This window comes from Enterobacter sp. ZOR0014 (assembly GCF_000798855.1).
In the GTDB taxonomy this organism is placed as follows: domain Bacteria; phylum Pseudomonadota; class Gammaproteobacteria; order Enterobacterales; family Enterobacteriaceae; genus Enterobacter; species Enterobacter kobei.
Genome location: NZ_JTLF01000022.1, coordinates 1 through 18556 on the forward strand (window position 1 = coordinate 1; position 18556 = coordinate 18556).

General features: G+C 54.8%; 16 protein-coding genes. 8 read left to right on the forward strand and 8 right to left on the reverse strand.

Annotation, left to right across the window (positions count from 1 at the left end; genetic code table 11):
- Positions 1-6: 6 nt before the first annotated feature.
- The 4 genes from rsmG to asnC form a co-directional block, all read right to left on the reverse strand.
- Complete coding sequence (gene rsmG, locus L977_RS00680) at positions 7-633, reverse strand: 16S rRNA (guanine(527)-N(7))-methyltransferase RsmG (RefSeq protein WP_014881881.1); 627 nt, start codon at positions 631-633, stop codon at positions 7-9.
- 107 nt (positions 634-740) lie between these two features.
- Complete coding sequence (mnmG, locus tag L977_RS00685) at positions 741-2630, reverse strand: tRNA uridine-5-carboxymethylaminomethyl(34) synthesis enzyme MnmG (RefSeq protein WP_008500196.1); 1890 nt, start codon at positions 2628-2630, stop codon at positions 741-743.
- Between the two features lie 374 nt (positions 2631-3004).
- Entirely contained in the window at positions 3005-3454 is a 450-nt protein-coding gene (mioC, locus tag L977_RS00690) for an FMN-binding protein MioC (RefSeq protein ID WP_023331654.1), read from the reverse strand.
- A 90-nt stretch (positions 3455-3544) separates the two neighbouring features.
- A complete protein-coding gene (asnC, locus tag L977_RS00695) occupies positions 3545-4003 on the reverse strand; it encodes a transcriptional regulator AsnC (RefSeq protein ID WP_014881879.1) in 459 nt (152 codons plus the stop codon).
- A 151-nt stretch (positions 4004-4154) separates the two neighbouring features.
- Between asnC and asnA the strand changes: the two genes are divergently transcribed.
- Positions 4155-5147 carry an aspartate--ammonia ligase gene (gene asnA / locus L977_RS00700; protein WP_014881878.1) on the forward strand — a complete coding sequence of 331 codons (993 nt, stop codon included), beginning with the start codon at positions 4155-4157 and terminating at the stop codon, positions 5145-5147.
- Here the strand turns inward: asnA and viaA are convergent, their stop codons facing one another.
- Positions 5148-6599 carry an ATPase RavA stimulator ViaA gene (gene viaA / locus L977_RS00705; RefSeq protein ID WP_047624301.1) on the reverse strand — a complete coding sequence of 484 codons (1452 nt, stop codon included), beginning with the start codon at positions 6597-6599 and terminating at the stop codon, positions 5148-5150.
- Positions 6593-8089: an ATPase RavA gene (ravA, locus tag L977_RS00710; protein WP_047343412.1), complete on the reverse strand. Its 1497-nt coding sequence runs from the start codon at positions 8087-8089 to the stop codon at positions 6593-6595. Before ravA ends, viaA begins: the two co-directional genes overlap by 7 nt.
- A gap of 222 nt (positions 8090-8311) precedes the next feature.
- On the opposite strand from ravA, the gene kup reads away from it, so the two are divergent.
- The 7 genes from kup (at position 8312) to rbsR (ending at position 16259) form a co-directional block, all read left to right on the forward strand.
- Entirely contained in the window at positions 8312-10180 is a 1869-nt protein-coding gene (gene kup, locus L977_RS00715) for a low affinity potassium transporter Kup (RefSeq protein ID WP_014881875.1), read from the forward strand.
- Between the two features lie 226 nt (positions 10181-10406).
- The gene (gene rbsD / locus L977_RS00720; protein WP_014881874.1) at positions 10407-10826 is read left to right on the forward strand and encodes a D-ribose pyranase; all 420 of its coding nucleotides are present in this window, start codon (positions 10407-10409) and stop codon (positions 10824-10826) included.
- A gap of 7 nt (positions 10827-10833) precedes the next feature.
- Positions 10834-12339: a ribose ABC transporter ATP-binding protein RbsA gene (gene rbsA, locus L977_RS00725; protein ID WP_047624305.1), complete on the forward strand. Its 1506-nt coding sequence runs from the start codon at positions 10834-10836 to the stop codon at positions 12337-12339.
- 4 nt (positions 12340-12343) lie between these two features.
- The gene (rbsC, locus tag L977_RS00730) at positions 12344-13309 is read left to right on the forward strand and encodes a ribose ABC transporter permease (RefSeq protein ID WP_014881872.1); all 966 of its coding nucleotides are present in this window, start codon (positions 12344-12346) and stop codon (positions 13307-13309) included.
- Positions 13310-13336: 27 nt separating this feature from the next.
- Positions 13337-14227, forward strand: coding sequence for a ribose ABC transporter substrate-binding protein RbsB (gene rbsB, locus L977_RS00735; RefSeq protein ID WP_014881871.1), 891 nt, complete (start codon positions 13337-13339; stop codon positions 14225-14227).
- 106 nt (positions 14228-14333) lie between these two features.
- Positions 14334-15263, forward strand: a complete 930-nt coding sequence (gene rbsK, locus L977_RS00740) for a ribokinase (protein WP_047027517.1) — start codon at positions 14334-14336, stop codon at positions 15261-15263.
- 3 nt (positions 15264-15266) lie between these two features.
- The gene (gene rbsR, locus L977_RS00745; RefSeq protein WP_014881869.1) at positions 15267-16259 is read left to right on the forward strand and encodes a ribose operon transcriptional repressor RbsR; all 993 of its coding nucleotides are present in this window, start codon (positions 15267-15269) and stop codon (positions 16257-16259) included.
- Here the strand turns inward: rbsR and mdtD are convergent.
- Both mdtD and L977_RS00755 read right to left on the reverse strand, forming a co-directional pair.
- Positions 16225-17658: a multidrug transporter subunit MdtD gene (mdtD, locus tag L977_RS00750; RefSeq protein ID WP_047624309.1), complete on the reverse strand. Its 1434-nt coding sequence runs from the start codon at positions 17656-17658 to the stop codon at positions 16225-16227. The two genes, rbsR and mdtD, sit on opposite strands and share 35 nt — an antisense overlap.
- Positions 17655-18362, reverse strand: coding sequence for a FadR/GntR family transcriptional regulator (locus L977_RS00755; protein ID WP_014881867.1), 708 nt, complete (start codon positions 18360-18362; stop codon positions 17655-17657). Before L977_RS00755 ends, mdtD begins: the two co-directional genes overlap by 4 nt.
- Between the last annotated feature and the right edge of the window lie 194 nt (positions 18363-18556).

The following is an 18556-nucleotide window of genomic DNA, read 5'->3' on the forward strand; positions in this document are numbered from 1 at the left end:
GAACATTTAAAAATTGTTTGGCTTAATTATCACCAGATGACGTTCACCGTCGAGCTGAGGAATGTTTAATTTCTCGATGGATTCAACGGCAAAACCGTCCGGAAGCTGTTCAATTTCATCACCCGGCAGTTGCCCTTTCAGCGCATAGAAACGCCCTTTCTCTTCTGCGGGCAAATGTTTACACCAGCTCACCATGTCATTGAGTGAAGCAAAGGCGCGGCTGATAACACCGTCAAACGGCGGTTCTGCCGGAAACGCCTCTACCCTGCTTTGAACGGGCGTGATGTTCTCAAGCTTCAGCTCATGCTGAACCTGTCGTAAAAAGCGCACGCGCTTACCGAGGCTGTCCAGCAGCGTGAAATGACTTTCCGGCCGGACAATCGACAGCGGAACCCCTGGCAGACCGGGCCCCGTGCCAACGTCGATAAAACGCTCACCCTTCAGATACGGTGCCACAACGATGCTATCGAGAATATGGCGTACCAGCATCTCGTTGGGGTCGCGTACCGACGTCAGGTTGTACGCTTTGTTCCATTTGTTCAGCATATCGACATAGGCCACCAGCTGGTTTTTCTGGTGATCGGTGAGCGAAATACCTGCCTGATCCAGCAGACGAGAGAGTTTGTTGAGCACGGTGAATACCTGTTGGAAAACTTAGGTGGCGGGTGGCGCTTCGCTTACCCGCCCTACGGGTTCAGAAGGCCCGGTAAGCGCATCGCCACCGGGCAATGTTCTGGGCATTACGCGCTGCGGCGCAGCATACCCTGTTTCTTCAACCACACCAGCAGAATCGAAATCGCGGCGGGCGTAACGCCAGAGATACGTGATGCCTGGCCGATGGATACCGGTTTATGATCGTTCAGCTTAGCGATCACTTCGTTGGAAAGCCCCGTAACCTGACGGTAGTCCAGCATTTCCGGCAGCAACGTGTTTTCGTTACGCTGCTGTTTTTCAATCTCATCCTGTTGGCGCGCGATATAGCCTTCGTACTTCACCTGAATTTCGACCTGTTCAGCGGCTTCGGCATCTTCAAGACCCGGGGCGAACGCGGTGAGTTTCACCAGATTCTCATAGGTCACTTCCGGACGACGCAGCAGATCTTCACCGCTGGCTTCACGTGAGAGCGGCGCAGTTAAGTGAGCATTCACTTCGGCAGCGGTTTCCGCCTGTGGATTAACCCACGTGGTTTTCAGACGCTGACGTTCCTGTTCAATGCGCTCCAGCTTCTCGTTAAAGCGTGCCCAGCGTTCGTCATCGACCAGACCCAGCTCGCGGCCCATTTCAGTCAGGCGCAGGTCGGCGTTATCTTCGCGCAGCATCAGGCGATATTCCGCACGAGAGGTAAACATACGGTACGGTTCTTTGGTGCCCAGGGTGCAGAGATCGTCAACCAGTACGCCCAGATAGGCCTGAGAACGCGCCGGGGCCCAGCCCTCTTTTTCGGCAGAGAAACGGGCAGCGTTCAGACCGGCCAGCAGACCCTGTGCAGCCGCTTCTTCGTAACCGGTGGTGCCGTTAATCTGGCCCGCGAAGAACAGACCGTGGATGAATTTGCTCTCCAGGGTTGGCTTCAGGTCACGCGGGTCGAAGAAATCGTACTCAATAGCGTAGCCAGGGCGAACGATTTTCGCATTCTCCATGCCCTGCATTGAGCGAACAATCTGCATCTGCACATCGAACGGCAGGCTGGTGGAGATACCGTTCGGATAAATTTCGTTTGAGGTTAGCCCTTCCGGCTCCAGGAAGATCTGGTGCTGGTTACGATCGGCAAAGCGCATCACTTTGTCTTCGATCGACGGGCAGTAACGCGGACCGATCCCTTCGATCACACCGGCGTACATTGGGCTGCGATCGAGGTTATTGCGGATCACGTCATGGGTTTTTTCGTTGGTATGCGTGATGTAGCACGGTACCTGCTGCGGATGTTGCGCCGCATTGCCCATGAACGAGAAGACCGGCATCGGGTTATCACCGTGCTGTTGCGCAAGCACGCTGAAATCAATGGTGCGCGCATCAATACGTGGCGGTGTGCCAGTCTTCAGGCGGCTTACGCGCAGTGGCAGTTCACGCAGACGACGAGAGAGCGGAATGGATGGCGGATCGCCTGCACGGCCACCGCTGTAGTTATCCAGACCAATATGAATTTTCCCGTCCAGGAAGGTGCCGACGGTCAGTACCACCGCTTTGGCGCGGAATTTAAGGCCCATCTGGGTCACAGCACCCACGACGCGATCGTTCTCAACGATAAGATCTTCTACCGCCTGCTGGAAGATCATCAGGTTTGGCTGGTTCTCCAGCGCGGTACGTACGGCCTGACGATAAAGCACGCGGTCTGCCTGTGCACGAGTGGCACGCACTGCCGGCCCTTTACTCGCGTTTAGTATCCTAAACTGGATGCCTGCATGATCGATCGCTTTCGCCATCAGGCCGCCAAGCGCATCCACTTCTTTTACCAGGTGTCCTTTCCCAATGCCGCCAATCGCCGGATTACAGGACATTTGTCCCAGCGTGTCGATATTGTGTGTCAAAAGCAGGGTCTGTTGACCCATACGCGCTGCGGCCATTGCGGCCTCAGTGCCTGCGTGACCCCCGCCAATGATGATGACGTCAAAAGGATCCTGATAAAACATGGTGGTCTGCCTCGCGTAAAGCGGTATGAAAATGGATTGAAGCCCGGGCCGTGGATTCTACTCAACTTTAGTCTTTCGAGAAAGCATTGGGATCCTGGGCTATTAAAAAGAAGATCTTTTTATTTAGAGATCTGTTCTATTGTGATCTCTTATTAGGATCGCGTACTTGTGTGGATAAGTCCGATCCGGCAAATAAGATCATGCAGTTAGGAAGGATCGTTTGCTGTGAATGATCGGTGATCCTGGACCGTATAAGCTGGGATCAGATCGCGACTTTATACACAGGCTAAAAACGATACAACAGTTGTTCTTTGGATAACTACGGGTTAATACGAGCTTTTAACCAGAGTTATCCACATCTGATCGCGCGATCTTTAATCGTTTTTGAGTAAATTTTTCCATTCACCCAACCAGATCTCGGCCGGATCCTCCGGAATATCATGATCGAGGATGTTGATCTTGAGTGTTTCACCCAGCTGTTTTGCTCCGCAAGAGGTGACAACAGCTTCGACTTTCTCTATTGCCCCGCAAAAGGTGTCATATTCACGACTGCCGATCCCCACAGCGCCAAAACGGACCTTTGAGAGGTCAGGCTGCTGTTCCTGCAGTTCGTCATATAAAGGTTGCAGGTTATCCGGCAGATCGCCCGCGCCATGCGTGGAGGTGATCAGCAGCCAGACCCCGTCAGTCGGGAGATCTTCAAGCAGCGGTCCGTGCAGGGTTTGTGTTGAAAAGCCCGCATCTTCCAGCTTCTCAGCCAGGTGTTCCGCTACATATTCCGCACCACCGAGGGTGCTGCCGCTGATAAGGGTAATGTCCGCCATTGATCGCTCGCTCAGATAAAGAGGGAGATATTGTACGCTGTGAACGAGCTGGGATCTACCTGTGGAAAATGTGGGAATGAATTTGCCCGATCATGGGCGGATGGTACGCATGATCGGGTTTTGCAGGGAGATCAGTGTCTCGGTGGACTGAATTTCATCAATTGTTTGGATCTTGTTGATAAGTACCTGCTGGAGGGCATCGATGGATCGGCACATCACTTTTATAAAGATGCTGTAGTGCCCCGTGGTGTAGTACGCCTCGGTGACCTCATCCAGCGCATTGAGCCTGGCCAGGGCGGAAGGATAGTCTTTTGCGCTTTTAAGAATGATGCCGATAAAGCAGCAGACGTCGTAGCCCAGCTGCTTCGGGCTGACGTCAATGCGCGCGCCGGTAATGATCCCCGCCTGCTTCATTTTCTCTACGCGAACGTGAATGGTTCCCGGGCTGACACCAAACTGTTTCGCCAGTTCGGCGTAGGCGGTACGGGCATTGGCCATTAACGCCTCGAGTATGCCGCGGTCGAGATTGTCGATCTGATAATTTTCCATAGCTTTTTCTTATGAAGATTGATGATTCTTTCTATTCTAGCCTCATATTTTATCGATTCAAAAGTGAAGTCGGCTTTTTGTTGTTGAGTTATTGAATTAAGTGCCGGTTCTGTTGCTTAATCATTACCAACAGGACGCAGGAGTATAAATAATGAAAACCGCTTACATCGCAAAACAACGCCAGATAAGTTTCGTTAAATCCCATTTTTCCCGCCAGCTGGAAGAGAAGCTTGGGCTGATTGAGGTTCAGGCACCAATTTTGAGCAGGGTGGGCGACGGGACGCAGGATAACTTGTCTGGATGCGAAAAAGCGGTACAGGTGAAAGTGAAAACACTGCCAGATGCCCAGTTCGAAGTGGTTCATTCCCTGGCGAAGTGGAAGCGTCAAACCCTGGGACAACACGACTTCAGCGCGGGCGAAGGGCTTTACACGCACATGAAAGCCCTTCGCCCCGATGAAGACCGCCTCTCACCTATTCACTCTGTTTACGTTGACCAGTGGGACTGGGAGCGTGTGATGGGTGATGGCGAGCGTCACCTCGGCACGCTGAAATCCACCGTTGAGGCGATCTACGCCGGGATCAAAGCGACTGAAGCGGCCGTGAGCAAAGAGTTTGGTCTGGCACCGTTCCTGCCGGAAACGATCCACTTTGTTCATAGCCAGGCACTGTTGAGCCGTTTCCCGGATCTTGATGCCAAAGGCCGTGAACGTGCGATTGCGAAAGAGTTGGGTGCAGTATTCCTGATCGGCATTGGCGGCAAACTCTCTGATGGCAAACGCCACGACGTCCGTGCGCCGGATTATGATGACTGGAGCACCGCGGGCGAGCACGACTATGCCGGGCTGAACGGCGATATCCTGGTCTGGAACCCGGTACTGGAAGATGCATTTGAGCTCTCCTCTATGGGGATCCGCGTGGATGCCGACGCGCTGAAACGCCAGCTGGCGGTGACCGGTGACGAAGATCGTCTTAAATTAGAGTGGCACCAGGCGTTGCTGCGCGGCGAAATGCCGCAGACCATCGGGGGAGGGATCGGCCAGTCCCGTCTGACCATGCTGCTGCTGCAACTGCCGCATATTGGTCAGGTACAGTGTGGCGTCTGGCCGCAGCAGGTGCGTGACAGCGTGGGATCTCTTCTTTAATTAACGCTGCCAGCGTCTGAGCAGGCGGCTACGCAACCCGGTATCAAAGCGCCAGATATGATCGAAGATGCGCATGATGCCGGGTTTACCATGAGCGGACATCGCGACGGCGTGAAAACGGTGCTGATGCACCCGCTGTAACTCCTTCACTTTATTAACCACATCATCCGGCAGTCGCTGGGCGATAAAATCGGAAATGACGACCGCATCGGCGTCGTACCAGTCACCCCCCTGCATCCGCTCAACGATGCTGCGAAAGCAGCTGGCCAGGTCAGTGCCCCCGCGAAAACGCTGGCTTAAAAAACGGATTGCCTGCTCTATTCCCTGCTGGTTCGTCAGCTCATAACCCACGACTTCGCTGGAGAAGAGCATGATGAAGCAGCGACGGCGGTCGGCGAGCGCCACGCGCATCAGTGCCAGGCAAAACGCTTTTGCACACTGTTCGTTAAATCCGCCCATCGAACCGGACGTATCCACACAAACAATAAACGGCCCGCGCGGCTGTTCATCAAAATCCTGATGGACGACCGGACGCTGGCTAAGTTTCTCGCGCCACGCTTCGCCGTGCAGCCGGTAGGTAAGAAGCTGTTTTTCCACCAGCCGACGGTAGAACTCATACTCCAGCTCGGTCATTCCGAGCGTGCTCAGTTCGATGGGCAGCAGGCGCAGAATGTCATCGCTCTGCTGGAGCCCGTCGACCTGTTCTGGCACGGTTGCCGGTTCACGCACCAGGGTGCGGAAGGTTTCCATCGGGGCATCCTTCTTTGGAACCGATTTTGCCTCCCTTGAGCGCCCCAGCTGTTCAGCAAGCTTCATCAATTCCGGCTGCTGCGCCAGAAAATCGCCGTATTTGACGATCAACTGGTAATCTCCGCGTTTGAGCTGACCGGCACTCATGTCCCAGAGACGTCCTGCGGCGTTTTCATTTTCCACCAGCACCTGCTCAAGCTGACCGCTTAAGGTCATGCGTTCCTGAACTTCACTGAGCAGCTGTTCACGTTCTTCATCCAGCAACTGCTGGTTTAACGTTGTGGCCTGAACCACCAGACTGAGGCGCCAGCGTTGTAAAAAGAGAGTATGCAGTGCGGGGGTAAAGGTGGCGTTATCCGTGACCAGCGCCCGGGCCTGGCTGGCAAACGGAGAGTGGACGTTATCGAGTACTGCCAGGGTTTGTGGGAGCTGGACGATAAACTGCGTCGTGGAGAGCCGTTGACACTGTTGATAGGCCGCGACTTCCTCCGTCAGTTCCGGCGGAACTTCAGTCTCTTTGAATCGCTGTCGCAGATTATCTCGCCAGCGCGGAAGATCGTCGGTCATCGCCTTTTTGAGCTTCGGGAATTTTTCAAAAAACGCCGCCAGCTGCGGCGACGCCAGAAGGGTAATCACCACCTCCTCGATCAACCCTTCCTCGCTGACCGCCAGCATCACGTTGAGCGTGTCCAGCGTTAGCATTGACGCGCCTGTTTGATCTGCGCGCTGACATCCTGCAGGCTGGCTTCGATGCGACCTAACCAGTCGCTATGAATAAAGAGGCATTTTTGCTGCTCGCTAAAGCGGGTGTGCTGCTGGTGCCATTCGGTATCCAGGGCGTCCAGCTGCTGTTTGATCTCTTCCGGCACGCTGTCAGAAGCGGTGCCAGGAAGCGCAAGACGCGAGCCCTGCAGGCTGACGTCGCGGATCACCAGGTGCTGGCTGCTGTCCACTTCCATCGTGAGCGGCTGCGCGAAACCGATGCCGTTGAGTTTTCCGCGGATCTCACCGCCTTTGTCGAGCCACTGAGATAGCGCCTCGCGCTCAACCGTAATGTGTACCACCTGCATATCATGCAGTTTGAGCGGCTGCTGGAGCAGCAGCGTTAGCGTCGTACCGGTCAGATCGGCGGGGAGCTCGTAATGCGGTTTGCGGGCGAACATACCGCCCAGACGATTGACTTTCAGCGCCGTTTTATCACTTTGCTGCTGTTGGAGCTGGATGCGGCGTTGAGTAATCGCCCCCAGCTGGTTGAGCATCGCCTGCTGCCCCCATGCGTGTCCGGTCATCAATACGTCCAGCTGCTGCTGCATCAGGTTCATGCCTTCTGCGTCGTGCCAGAGGCAGTCTTTCAGCAGGATCAGATCGATGGGCGCTACGGCATCACGACCGCTGAACAAGGCGCTTGCCTGGAGCAGACGAATCGCCTTTTTCCAGCGACGGTCCGAGACATACGGTGCGGAAGGAAGTAAATCAAGCTGCTGGCGCAGCATGAAGATCAGTTCAAAAACGGCATCGGGCAGTTTAATTTTGCCGATCTCTTCCTGCCACTGGTGATACTCCTCGTCCGTCACCTGCAAAGAAGCCGCCACCGGGTTTTCGTTCTCATCCTGCTGGCTGACCAGCATAGAGCGGAAGTTTGACTTGTCCTGGACTTTATCGAGCCACAGGCGGATCAGCATACGGTCATACAGCGCTTCCAGGCTGCTGTCGGCTTCGGGCAGTTCGTTTGATGCGGCCACCAGCAGACGCATGGGGATTTTCTCTTCGCTGGCCCCGTTGCGAAACCGGCGTTCGTTAATCGCCGTGAGCAGGGTGTTCAGGATTGCCGGGCCGGCTTTCCAGATCTCATCGAGAAAGACAATTTCTGCTTCCGGAAGATAACCCGCTGTCAGACGCTCATAACGCCCCTCGTCTTTGAGGGCCTGAATAGAGAGCGGACCGAAAACCTCTTCGGGGGTGGAGAAGCGCGTCATGAGATATTCAAAGGCGCGAGCATTCTGAAAAGCGAACTTCAGGCGGCGTGCGATCAGGCTTTTGGCAATGCCCGGCGGACCCAGCAGAAACACGCTTTCACCGCTCAACGCTGCCAGTAAGCAAAGGCGAATGGCGTGGCTACGCTCGAAAAGGCCTTTCTCTAGCGCACTGCTGAGGCGGGAAATTCTTTCTGCTAATAAATGTGAGTGAGCCATAATAGTTTTGCATCCTTTCGCCGTCGTGGCGGCCAATTGAAGCGAGTATAGACGTTTCAGTCAGAGCTGGTAATAGGCTGAAGTGCGGCGCAATTTTCTTTGCGCTACATTAATGCGGTTGCATTTAGGGGTTCGATTTTGCAACGAATCGTGCATACTGTGCGCTTTTTGTGGGCCAAGGGACCGGGAACACATTTGTTATTTAAACGAAAAGACTAGTCTATGAGCACTGATAATAAGCAATCATTACCCGCAATAACGCTTGCTGCGATCGGGGTTGTCTACGGTGATATCGGTACCAGCCCGCTTTATACGCTTCGTGAATGTCTGTCCGGCCAGTTTGGCTTTGGTGTTGAGCGTGATGCCGTGTTTGGCTTCTTGTCACTCATCTTCTGGCTGCTGATCCTGGTTGTTTCTGTTAAATATCTCTCCTTCGTTATGCGTGCAGATAACGCGGGCGAAGGCGGGATCCTGACCCTGATGTCCCTTGCCGGGCGCAACACCTCCGCCAGAATGACGTCCGTGCTGGTGATTATCGGCCTGATCGGCGGCAGTTTCTTCTACGGAGAGGTGGTTATCACACCCGCCATTTCGGTCCTCTCGGCGATAGAGGGCCTGGAGATTATTGCGCCACAGCTCGATACGTGGGTGGTTCCGCTGGCGATAATCGTATTAACGCTGCTGTTTGCGATCCAGAAGCACGGTACCGGGCTGGTGGGTAAACTGTTTGCGCCGATTATGCTGGCCTGGTTCCTGATCCTCGCGGCCCTCGGTTTGCGCAGCATTATTGCTAACCCTGAAGTGCTGCATGCCCTGAATCCTTACTGGGCCGTGCATTTCTTCCTCGAATATAAAGTTGTCTCCTTCGTGGCGCTTGGCGCGGTCGTGCTCTCCATCACTGGCGTTGAGGCGTTGTATGCCGATATGGGTCACTTCGGGAAACTGCCTATCCGTGTGGCATGGTTTATTGTGGTGTTGCCGTCGCTGGTGCTGAACTACTTCGGTCAGGGCGCGCTGCTACTCAAGAACCCGGAAGCGATTAAGAACCCGTTCTTCCTGCTGGCGCCTGACTGGGCGCTGGTACCGATGCTGATTCTGGCGACGCTGGCGACCGTCATTGCTTCTCAGGCGGTGATTTCGGGGGTGTTCTCTCTGACGCGCCAGGCCGTGCGTCTGGGGTATCTCTCGCCAATGCGCATCATCCATACTTCAGAGATGGAGTCGGGTCAGATCTACATTCCGTTCGTTAACTGGCTGCTCTATTTCGCGGTTGTGATTGTTATCGTGAGCTTTGAGCACTCCAGTAACCTGGCGGCGGCGTACGGTATTGCGGTAACCGGTACGATGGTGCTGACATCGCTTCTTTCCACTACCGTGGCGTACCGAAACTGGCACTGGAATAAATTCCTTGTGGCAATGATTCTGGTGGGCTTCCTGTGCATCGACGTGCCGTTGTTCTCTGCGAACCTCGACAAGATTGTCTCCGGCGGCTGGCTGCCGCTGACGCTGGGTCTGGTGATGTTCATCGTGATGACCACGTGGAAGAGCGAGCGCTTCCGTCTGCTGCGTCGTATGCATGAGCACGGTAACTCTCTGGAGGCGATGATCGCTTCCCTGGAGAAATCCCCCCCGGTGCGCGTGCCGGGAACGGCGGTGTATATGTCTCGTGCCCTGAACGTCATCCCGTTCGCGCTGATGCATAACCTCAAGCACAACAAGGTTCTGCACGAGCGCGTGATCCTGCTGACGTTGCGTACCGAAGATGCGCCGTACGTTCACAACGTGCGTCGCGTGCAAATCGAGCAGCTGTCCCCGACATTCTGGCGCGTGGTGGCGAGTTACGGCTGGCGCGAAACGCCAAATGTGGAAGAGGTGTTCCACCGCTGCGGTCTTGAAGGGTTAAGCTGCCGGATGATGGAGACGTCGTTCTTTATGTCGCACGAGTCGCTGATTATCGGCAAGCGTCCCTGGTATCTGCGCCTGCGCGGTAAGCTTTATCTTATCCTGCAGCGTAACGCCCTGCGTGCGCCTGACCAGTTTGAGATCCCACCTAACCGCGTGATTGAGCTGGGAACGCAGGTCGAGATTTAAGTCCTTCTGCGGGCTGATGCCCTCACCCCGACCCTCTCCCACAGGGAGAGGGCGCAAACATAAAAAACGGTAACCTGACGGTTACCGTTTTGCATTTACCTCCCCCTCTATTTCACTTAGCGAAACGTTTCGACGTTGATCACAAATCTGTTACGCCATGATGGTTTTCTGAACACTCTTGCGGCTACACTCTTTTTAGCGAAACGTTTCGCTAGTGGAGCAGAAAATGAAGAAAGGCACAGTTCTCAACTCAGAAATCTCATCGGTCATTTCCCGTCTTGGGCATACCGATACGCTGGTGGTTTGCGATGCAGGCTTACCGGTTCCGCGCAGCACAACCCGTATTGATATGGCGTTAACGCAGGGAGTTCCTTCGTTTATGCAGGTACTGGATGTGGTGACGTCGGAGATGCAGGTTGAGGCGGCCATTCTCGCGGCGGAAATCAAACAACATAATCCGCAACTCCACGAAACGTTGCTTAAGTTTATTGAGCAACTGCAGCAACACCAGGGAAACACCATAGAAATTCGTTACACAACGCACGAGCAGTTCAAACAACAAACCGCAGACAGTCAGGCGGTGATTCGCAGCGGGGAGTGTTCCCCGTATGCGAATATCATTCTCTGTGCTGGCGTCACCTTCTGAGGCCATCATGGACGCATTACTGCAACTCAAGGGGATCGATAAATCGTTCCCGGGCGTAAAAGCCCTCTCCGGTGCGGCGCTGAATGTCTACTCCGGTCGCGTGATGGCGCTGGTGGGCGAAAACGGTGCGGGCAAATCCACCATGATGAAAGTGCTGACCGGGATCTACCAGCGTGATGCCGGTTCGCTGCTCTGGCTGGGTAAAGAGACCACCTTTAACGGCCCGAAATCTTCTCAGGAAGCGGGTATCGGTATCATCCACCAGGAGCTAAACCTGATCCCGCAGCTCACCATTGCGGAGAACATCTTCCTCGGCCGTGAGTTTGTGAACCGGTTTGGCAAAATCAACTGGAAAACCATGTACGCCGAAGCGGACAAGCTGCTCGCGAAGCTGAACCTGCGCTTTAAGAGCGACCGTCTGGTAGGCGAGCTCTCCATCGGCGATCAGCAGATGGTGGAAATCGCGAAGGTGCTGAGCTTTGAATCCAAAGTCATCATCATGGATGAGCCGACCGACGCTCTGACTGATACCGAAACCGAATCCCTGTTCCGCGTGATCCGCGAGCTGAAATCGCAGGGTCGTGGGATTGTCTATATTTCTCACCGCATGAAAGAGATCTTCGAGATTTGCGATGACGTCACCGTCTTCCGCGACGGGCAGTTTATTGCCGAGCGCGAAGTGGCGACGCTGACCGAAGATACGCTCATCGAAATGATGGTGGGACGTAAGCTGGAAGATCAGTATCCGCGTCTGGATAAGCTGCCTGGCGAGATCCGCCTGAAGGTGGATAACCTCTGCGGTCCGGGCGTTCACGATGTGACCTTTACCCTGCGCCAGGGTGAGATCCTCGGTGTCGCGGGTCTGATGGGCGCGGGACGTACCGAACTGATGAAAGTGCTCTACGGCGCACTGCCGCGCACCAGCGGTTATGTCACCCTCGACGGTCATGAAGTGGTGACGCGCTCTCCGCAGGATGGCCTGGCGAACGGTATCGTCTATATCTCTGAAGACCGCAAGCGCGACGGTTTAGTGCTGGGCATGTCGGTAAAAGAGAACATGTCGCTTACCGCGCTGCGCTATTTCAGCCGCAGCGGCGGAAGCCTTAAGCATAAAGACGAGCAGCAGGCAGTCAGTGATTTTATCCGTCTCTTTAACGTCAAAACGCCGTCAATGGAGCAGGCGATTGGCCTGTTGTCCGGTGGTAATCAGCAGAAAGTGGCGATTGCCCGCGGGCTGATGACGCGCCCGAAAGTCTTGATCCTCGACGAGCCAACCCGCGGCGTAGACGTGGGCGCAAAGAAAGAGATCTATCAGCTGATTAACCAGTTCAAGGCCGACGGGCTGAGCATCATTCTGGTCTCTTCCGAGATGCCAGAAGTATTAGGCATGAGCGATCGCATTATCGTCATGCATGAAGGGCATCTCGGCGGTGAATTCACTCGCGAGCAGGCCACCCAGGAAGTTCTGATGGCTGCCGCTGTGGGCAAGCTTAATCGCGTGAATCAGGAGTAAGAAGATGACTACCCAGGCTGTTTCTGGTCGCCGCTATTTCACAAAGGCATGGCTGATGGAACAAAAATCGCTGATTGCCCTGCTGGTGCTGATCGCGATTGTGTCGACCATGAGCCCGAATTTCTTCACCGTTAATAACCTCTTCAACATTCTGCAGCAGACGTCTGTGAACGCCATTATGGCGGTCGGGATGACGCTGGTGATTTTGACCTCGGGTATCGATCTGTCCGTCGGTTCCCTGCTGGCGCTCACCGGTGCGATCGCCGCTTCGCTTGTCGGGATTGAAGTCAACGCGCTGGTGGCGGTTGCCGCTGCACTGGCAGCAGGCGCGGCGATTGGCGCTGTAACCGGCGTGATCGTGGCAAAAGGTCGTGTTCAGGCGTTTATTGCCACGCTGGTCATGATGCTGCTGCTGCGCGGTGTCACCATGGTGTACACCAACGGTAGCCCGGTAAATACAGGGTTTACGGATAATGCCGATCTGTTTGGCTGGTTCGGTATTGGCCGTCCGCTGGGCGTCCCGACGCCGGTCTGGATCATGGCTATCGTCTTCCTGGCGGCGTGGTACATGCTGCATCACACCCGTCTGGGTCGTTACATTTATGCGCTGGGCGGTAACGAAGCGGCAACGCGTCTGTCCGGTATCAGCGTCAATAAAGTCAAAATTATCGTTTACTCCCTGTGCGGCCTGCTGGCCTCTCTGGCGGGCATCATCGAAGTGGCGCGTCTTTCTTCTGCGCAGCCAACGGCGGGTACGGGCTATGAACTGGATGCCATCGCGGCGGTGGTTCTGGGCGGTACGAGTCTGGCGGGCGGTAAAGGTCGCATTGTTGGGACATTGATCGGCGCACTGATCCTCGGTTTCCTGAATAATGGTTTGAATTTGTTAGGTGTTTCCTCCTATTACCAGATGATCGTTAAGGCAGTGGTGATTTTGCTGGCGGTACTGGTAGACAACAAAAAACAGTAACTGACGACACTACAGGACATCTTAGATATGAACATGAAAAAACTGGCTACCCTGGTTTCCGCTGTCGCGCTGAGCGCAACCGTAAGTGCTAACGCCATGGCGAAAGACACCATCGCGCTGGTTGTCTCTACCCTGAACAACCCGTTCTTCGTCTCCCTGAAGGATGGTGCGCAGAAAGAAGCTGACAAGCTGGGTTACAACCTGGTCGTGCTGGATTCTCAGAACAACCCGGCGAAAGAGCTGGCGAACGTTCAGGACTTAACCGTTCGTGGCACCAAAATCCTGCTGATCAACCCAACCGATTCTGACGCCGTAGGTAACGCCGTTAAAATGGCAAACCAGGCGAAAATTCCGGTGATCACGCTGGACCGTCAGGCGAACAAAGGCGATGTAGTCAGCCACATTGCGTCTGATAACGTGCTGGGCGGTAAAATCGCCGGTGATTACATTGCGAAGAAAGCCGGTGAAGGCGCCAAAGTCATCGAACTGCAGGGGATTGCCGGGACGTCCGCAGCGCGTGAGCGTGGCGAAGGCTTCCAGCAGGCTGTTGCTGCACACAAATTCAATGTCCTGGCGAGCCAGCCAGCAGACTTCGACCGTACTAAAGGTCTGAACGTTATGCAGAACCTGCTGACCGCACATCCTGACGTGCAGGCTGTGTTTGCACAGAACGATGAGATGGCGCTGGGTGCGCTGCGTGCCCTGCAGACTGCGGGTAAATCTGATGTGATGGTTGTCGGATTTGACGGTACGCCGGATGGTGAAAAAGCGGTAAATGATGGCAAACTGGCTGCGACCATCGCTCAGCTGCCTGAGCAGATTGGCGCGACTGGCGTACAAACTGCCGACAAAGTGCTGAAGGGCGAAAAAGTTCAGGCCAAATACCCTGTTGACCTGAAGCTGGTCATCAAGCAGTAAAAGGCGAATCAGGCAGTCGCTGGCTGCCTGAGGGACACCAATAAAGAAAAGTGTGGCATACGCCACCGGGTAACACCGGTGGCGCTCTCAGATGGACAATCCAACCATGAAAACCGCAGGTAACCTCGTCGTCCTTGGCAGTATCAATGCCGATCACATTCTTAACCTTGAATCATTCCCTGCTCCGGGCGAAACCGTCACGGGTAATCAGTACCAGGTAGCATTTGGCGGTAAGGGCGCAAACCAGGCCGTCGCCGCCGGACGCAGTGGGGCGAATATTGCGTTTATCGCCTGCACGGGTGATGACGATACCGGTGAGCGCGTACGTAAACAGCTGGCCAGCGATAATATTGATATCGCGCCGGTCAGCGTTGTTGCGGGGGAGTCTACCGGCGTGGCGCTGATTTTCGTCAACGCTGAAGGTGAGAATGTCATCGGTATTCATGCGGGTGCTAACGCTGCGCTGACGACGGCGCGCGTAGAAGCGCAACGAGCACTCATCGGTGGAGCCGAAGCCCTGCTGATGCAGCTGGAGTCACCGGTTGAAAGCGTGCTGGCCGCCGCCAAAATTGCGCATGAAAATCATACCACTGTCGTACTTAACCCTGCTCCAGCCCGTGTATTATCAGACGAATTGTTGGCGCTGGTGGACATCATTACGCCAAACGAAACCGAAGCGGAAAAGCTGACGGGCATTCGTGTTGAAAATGATGATGATGCCGCGCGTGCGGCGAAAGTGTTGCATGAAAAGGGCATCGGGACCGTTATCATTACTCTTGGCAGCCGTGGGGTGTGGGCAAGCGTAAACGGCGAAGGGCGTCGCGTGCCGGGCTTCAGGGTTAAAGCCATTGATACGATTGCCGCAGGCGATACCTTTAACGGTGCGCTGGTGACGGCGCTGCTGGAAGGCAAAGTGATGGATGATGCGATCCGCTTTGCGCATGCCGCCGCCGCAATTGCGGTGACGCGTAAAGGGGCACAGCCTTCCGTACCGTGGCGCAAAGAGATCGATGAATTCTTAAGTCAGCAGGGGTAACGCTTGGCTACGATGAAAGATGTCGCCCGCATGGCGGGCGTTTCTACTTCGACTGTCTCTCACGTTATTAATAACGATCGTTTCGTTAGCGAGGCGATTCGGGAGAAAGTCGAAGCCGCAGTAAAAGATCTCAACTATGCGCCGTCGGCGCTGGCGCGCAGCCTTAAGCTTAACCAGACGCGCACCATCGGTATGCTGATCACCGCCAGTACCAACCCTTTTTATTCTGAACTTGTTCGCGGCGTAGAGCGCAGCTGCTTCGAGCGTGGCTACAGTCTGGTGCTGTGCAATACCGAGGGTGACGAACAGCGTATGAACCGTAACCTGGAAACGCTGATGCAAAAACGCGTCGACGGGTTATTGCTGCTCTGTACCGAAACCCATCAACCGTCGAAAGAGATTATCCAGCGCTACCCTTCAATTCCTACGGTGATGATGGACTGGGCGCCGTTCGATGGGACCAGCGATCTGATTCAGGATAATTCCCTGCTGGGCGGCGACATGGCAACTCAGCATCTGATCGATAAAGGTCATACCCGCATCGCCTGCATTACCGGCCCGCTGGATAAAACCCCGGCGCGCTTGCGTCTGGAAGGTTATCTCTCGGCGATGGAACGCGCGGGTCTCGCCATCCCTGACGGCTACCGGATCACCGGTGATTTCGAATTTAACGGCGGCTTTGAGGCGATGCAGACATTGCTGATGCAAGAGCCGCGTCCGCAGGCGGTATTTATCGGTAACGATGCGATGGCATTTGGTGCTTATCAGGCGTTGTATCAGGCGGGGTTACGCGTTCCGGACGATATGGCGATCATTGGCTACGATGATATCGAACTGGCGCGCTACATGACGCCGCCGCTGACCACCATTCATCAGCCGAAAGATGAACTGGGTGAGCTGGCCATTGATGTGTTGATCCACCGAATGGCGCAGCCCACGCTGCAACAGCAACGTCTGCAGCTTACTCCTGTTCTGATGGAACGGGGTTCGGTTTAGCCTTTGCTTTGTGGCGCTCTTTGATCAGGTTTCGGCCGTCTTTCGGTTTTAACAGCATAAAGACCAGCGCCGATACCACCGTGAGTGCGCCCATCGTAATAAAGGTATAGTGGAACTGCTCAACGGTATTCGCGCTGTCAAAACCCTCATAAAAGCGCAGCACTGCTGCACTTACCGCCACCCCTAAACTGATCGACAGCTGCTGCGTTACCGCCAGCACGCTGTTGCCGCTACTGGCATTCTCGTCAGTCAGATCGGCAAGGGTAATGGTGTTCATCGACGTAAATTGCGTCGACATTGCCATGCCCAGCACAAACAACGGCAGGATCAGCATCCAGACGGGAAGAGAGGCGGATTGCAGAGAGAATTGCGCAATCATCAGGCCGATAAAGACCGTCACGCCAACCAGCGTCTTACGATAGCCAAACCAGCGCAGTACCTGCGTGACGGTTGATTTTGCCAGAATTGAACCCATTGCCGTGGGCGCCATCATGCAGCCGGCAATCAGGGCCGGATACCCAAAACCTACCTGCAACATCAATGGCATCAGGAATGGTACGCATCCTGTCCCCAGGCGTGAAGCTATGTTTCCTGCAATCCCGACGGAGAAGGTCCGGGTGTTAAACAGCGATAAAGAGATAAGCGGTGTCGGGTGGCGACGCGCATGACGTATATAAAGAAGGAAAAGCAGAATACCGCTGAGGATGACGGCCAGTGCCAGCCACGTTTCAACGATTTTCTCACCAAACAGCTCCATCCCGCTGGAGAACAGCACCAGGCTCAGACCAAACAGGAAAAATCCGCCCATATCGAAGCTGCGTCTTGGCGTGGTGAAGTTGGGCATATATTTGCGAGAGTAGAACAGCCCTGCCACACCAATCGGGATATTAATCAGGAAGATCCAGTGCCAGCTTGCCCAGGTCACAAACACGCCGCCGAGTACCGGGCCCAGTATCGGGCCGACGAGGCCCGGCATGGTGACGAAGTTGAGCACGGGAAGCAGCTCGCTGCGTGGGTAGGCACGCAGCAATGCCAGGCGCGCCACGGGCATCATCATCGCGCCGCCAATGCCCTGTAACACGCGGAAGATAACCAGCTCTGTTAAGGATGTGGAGAGCGCGCAGGCCAGCGAACCCAGGGTAAAGAGCGTTACGGCCAGCATGAAAACTCTGCGGGTACCGAAGCGGTCAGCCAGCCAGCCGCTTACCGGGATCAGCATCGCCACCGTCAGGGTATAGCTGATGATGGCGGACTGCATTGCCAGCGGGGAGCGGTTGAGGCTTTGTGCAATGGCGGGAAGCGCTGTGTTGAGGATGGTGGCATCCAGTGCCTGCATAAAGAACGCCATGGCTGCAATCCACGGCAATCCGGCCATGCTGCGTGCTTTTTTCTTTGTCATTTATCTACCTGCTGGTGGGTTGGCGCGGCCAGCAATGCCTGGCACGCACTCAGGGCTCGCTGCCCGTCGCTCTCCTGAATGGCATCCACTATCGCCTGATGCAAATCCAGCTTTACCACTTCGTCTTGTGTAATAGAGGAAAAGTAGGTGTGGTACACCGAATGGAATAACGAGGCAAAGGAGGTCAGGAAGGGATTGGCGCTCATCATATAGATATGTTCATGCCAGGCCATATCAACCTCAACCCAGCGTTCCCGGTTGAAGTGTTTTTTCAGGAACACCATTTCTTCCATCAACGCGTTAAGTTGCGCTTTCTGCTCTGCTGTTCCGAGCGTGGCGGCAAGCAGGCAGGCCTGGGGTTCAAGGCTGCTACGCATCACGAGGAAGTGATCGACCACCTGATGAAAGTTATCTTCTGTCATCCACCAGGAGAGCAGCTCCTGATCGAGAAAATTCCAGTTACTCTGCGGCATCACGCGCGTACCAATGCGCGGGCGCGGGAGAACCATCCCTTTTGCCGTCAGGGTTTTCACCGCTTCACGAACGGCGGTACGGCTCACCCCAAACTGCTCGCCCAACTCCATTTCACCCGGCAGGATGCTGCCCGGGGCATATTTTCCCGCTAAAATCCGTTGCGCCAGCTTTTCTGCCAGCACATAGGAGAGGTTTTTTTGGGCGGCCAGCTGTTGTGCGCTTAATGGCATCGCGTTTATTCCTTAATGTTTCATGCTGATAATTATGCCACCTCGAATGTGATTGTGGTTGTAGATACATCAAATAGAACAATTTGTAGCTTGATTTCACCGCTATTGGTGAAAAAAAACACGGACGGAAACTTTTTTTAAATTTCCTCTTGTCACTGTGAAATAACTCCCTATAATGCGCCTCCACTGACACG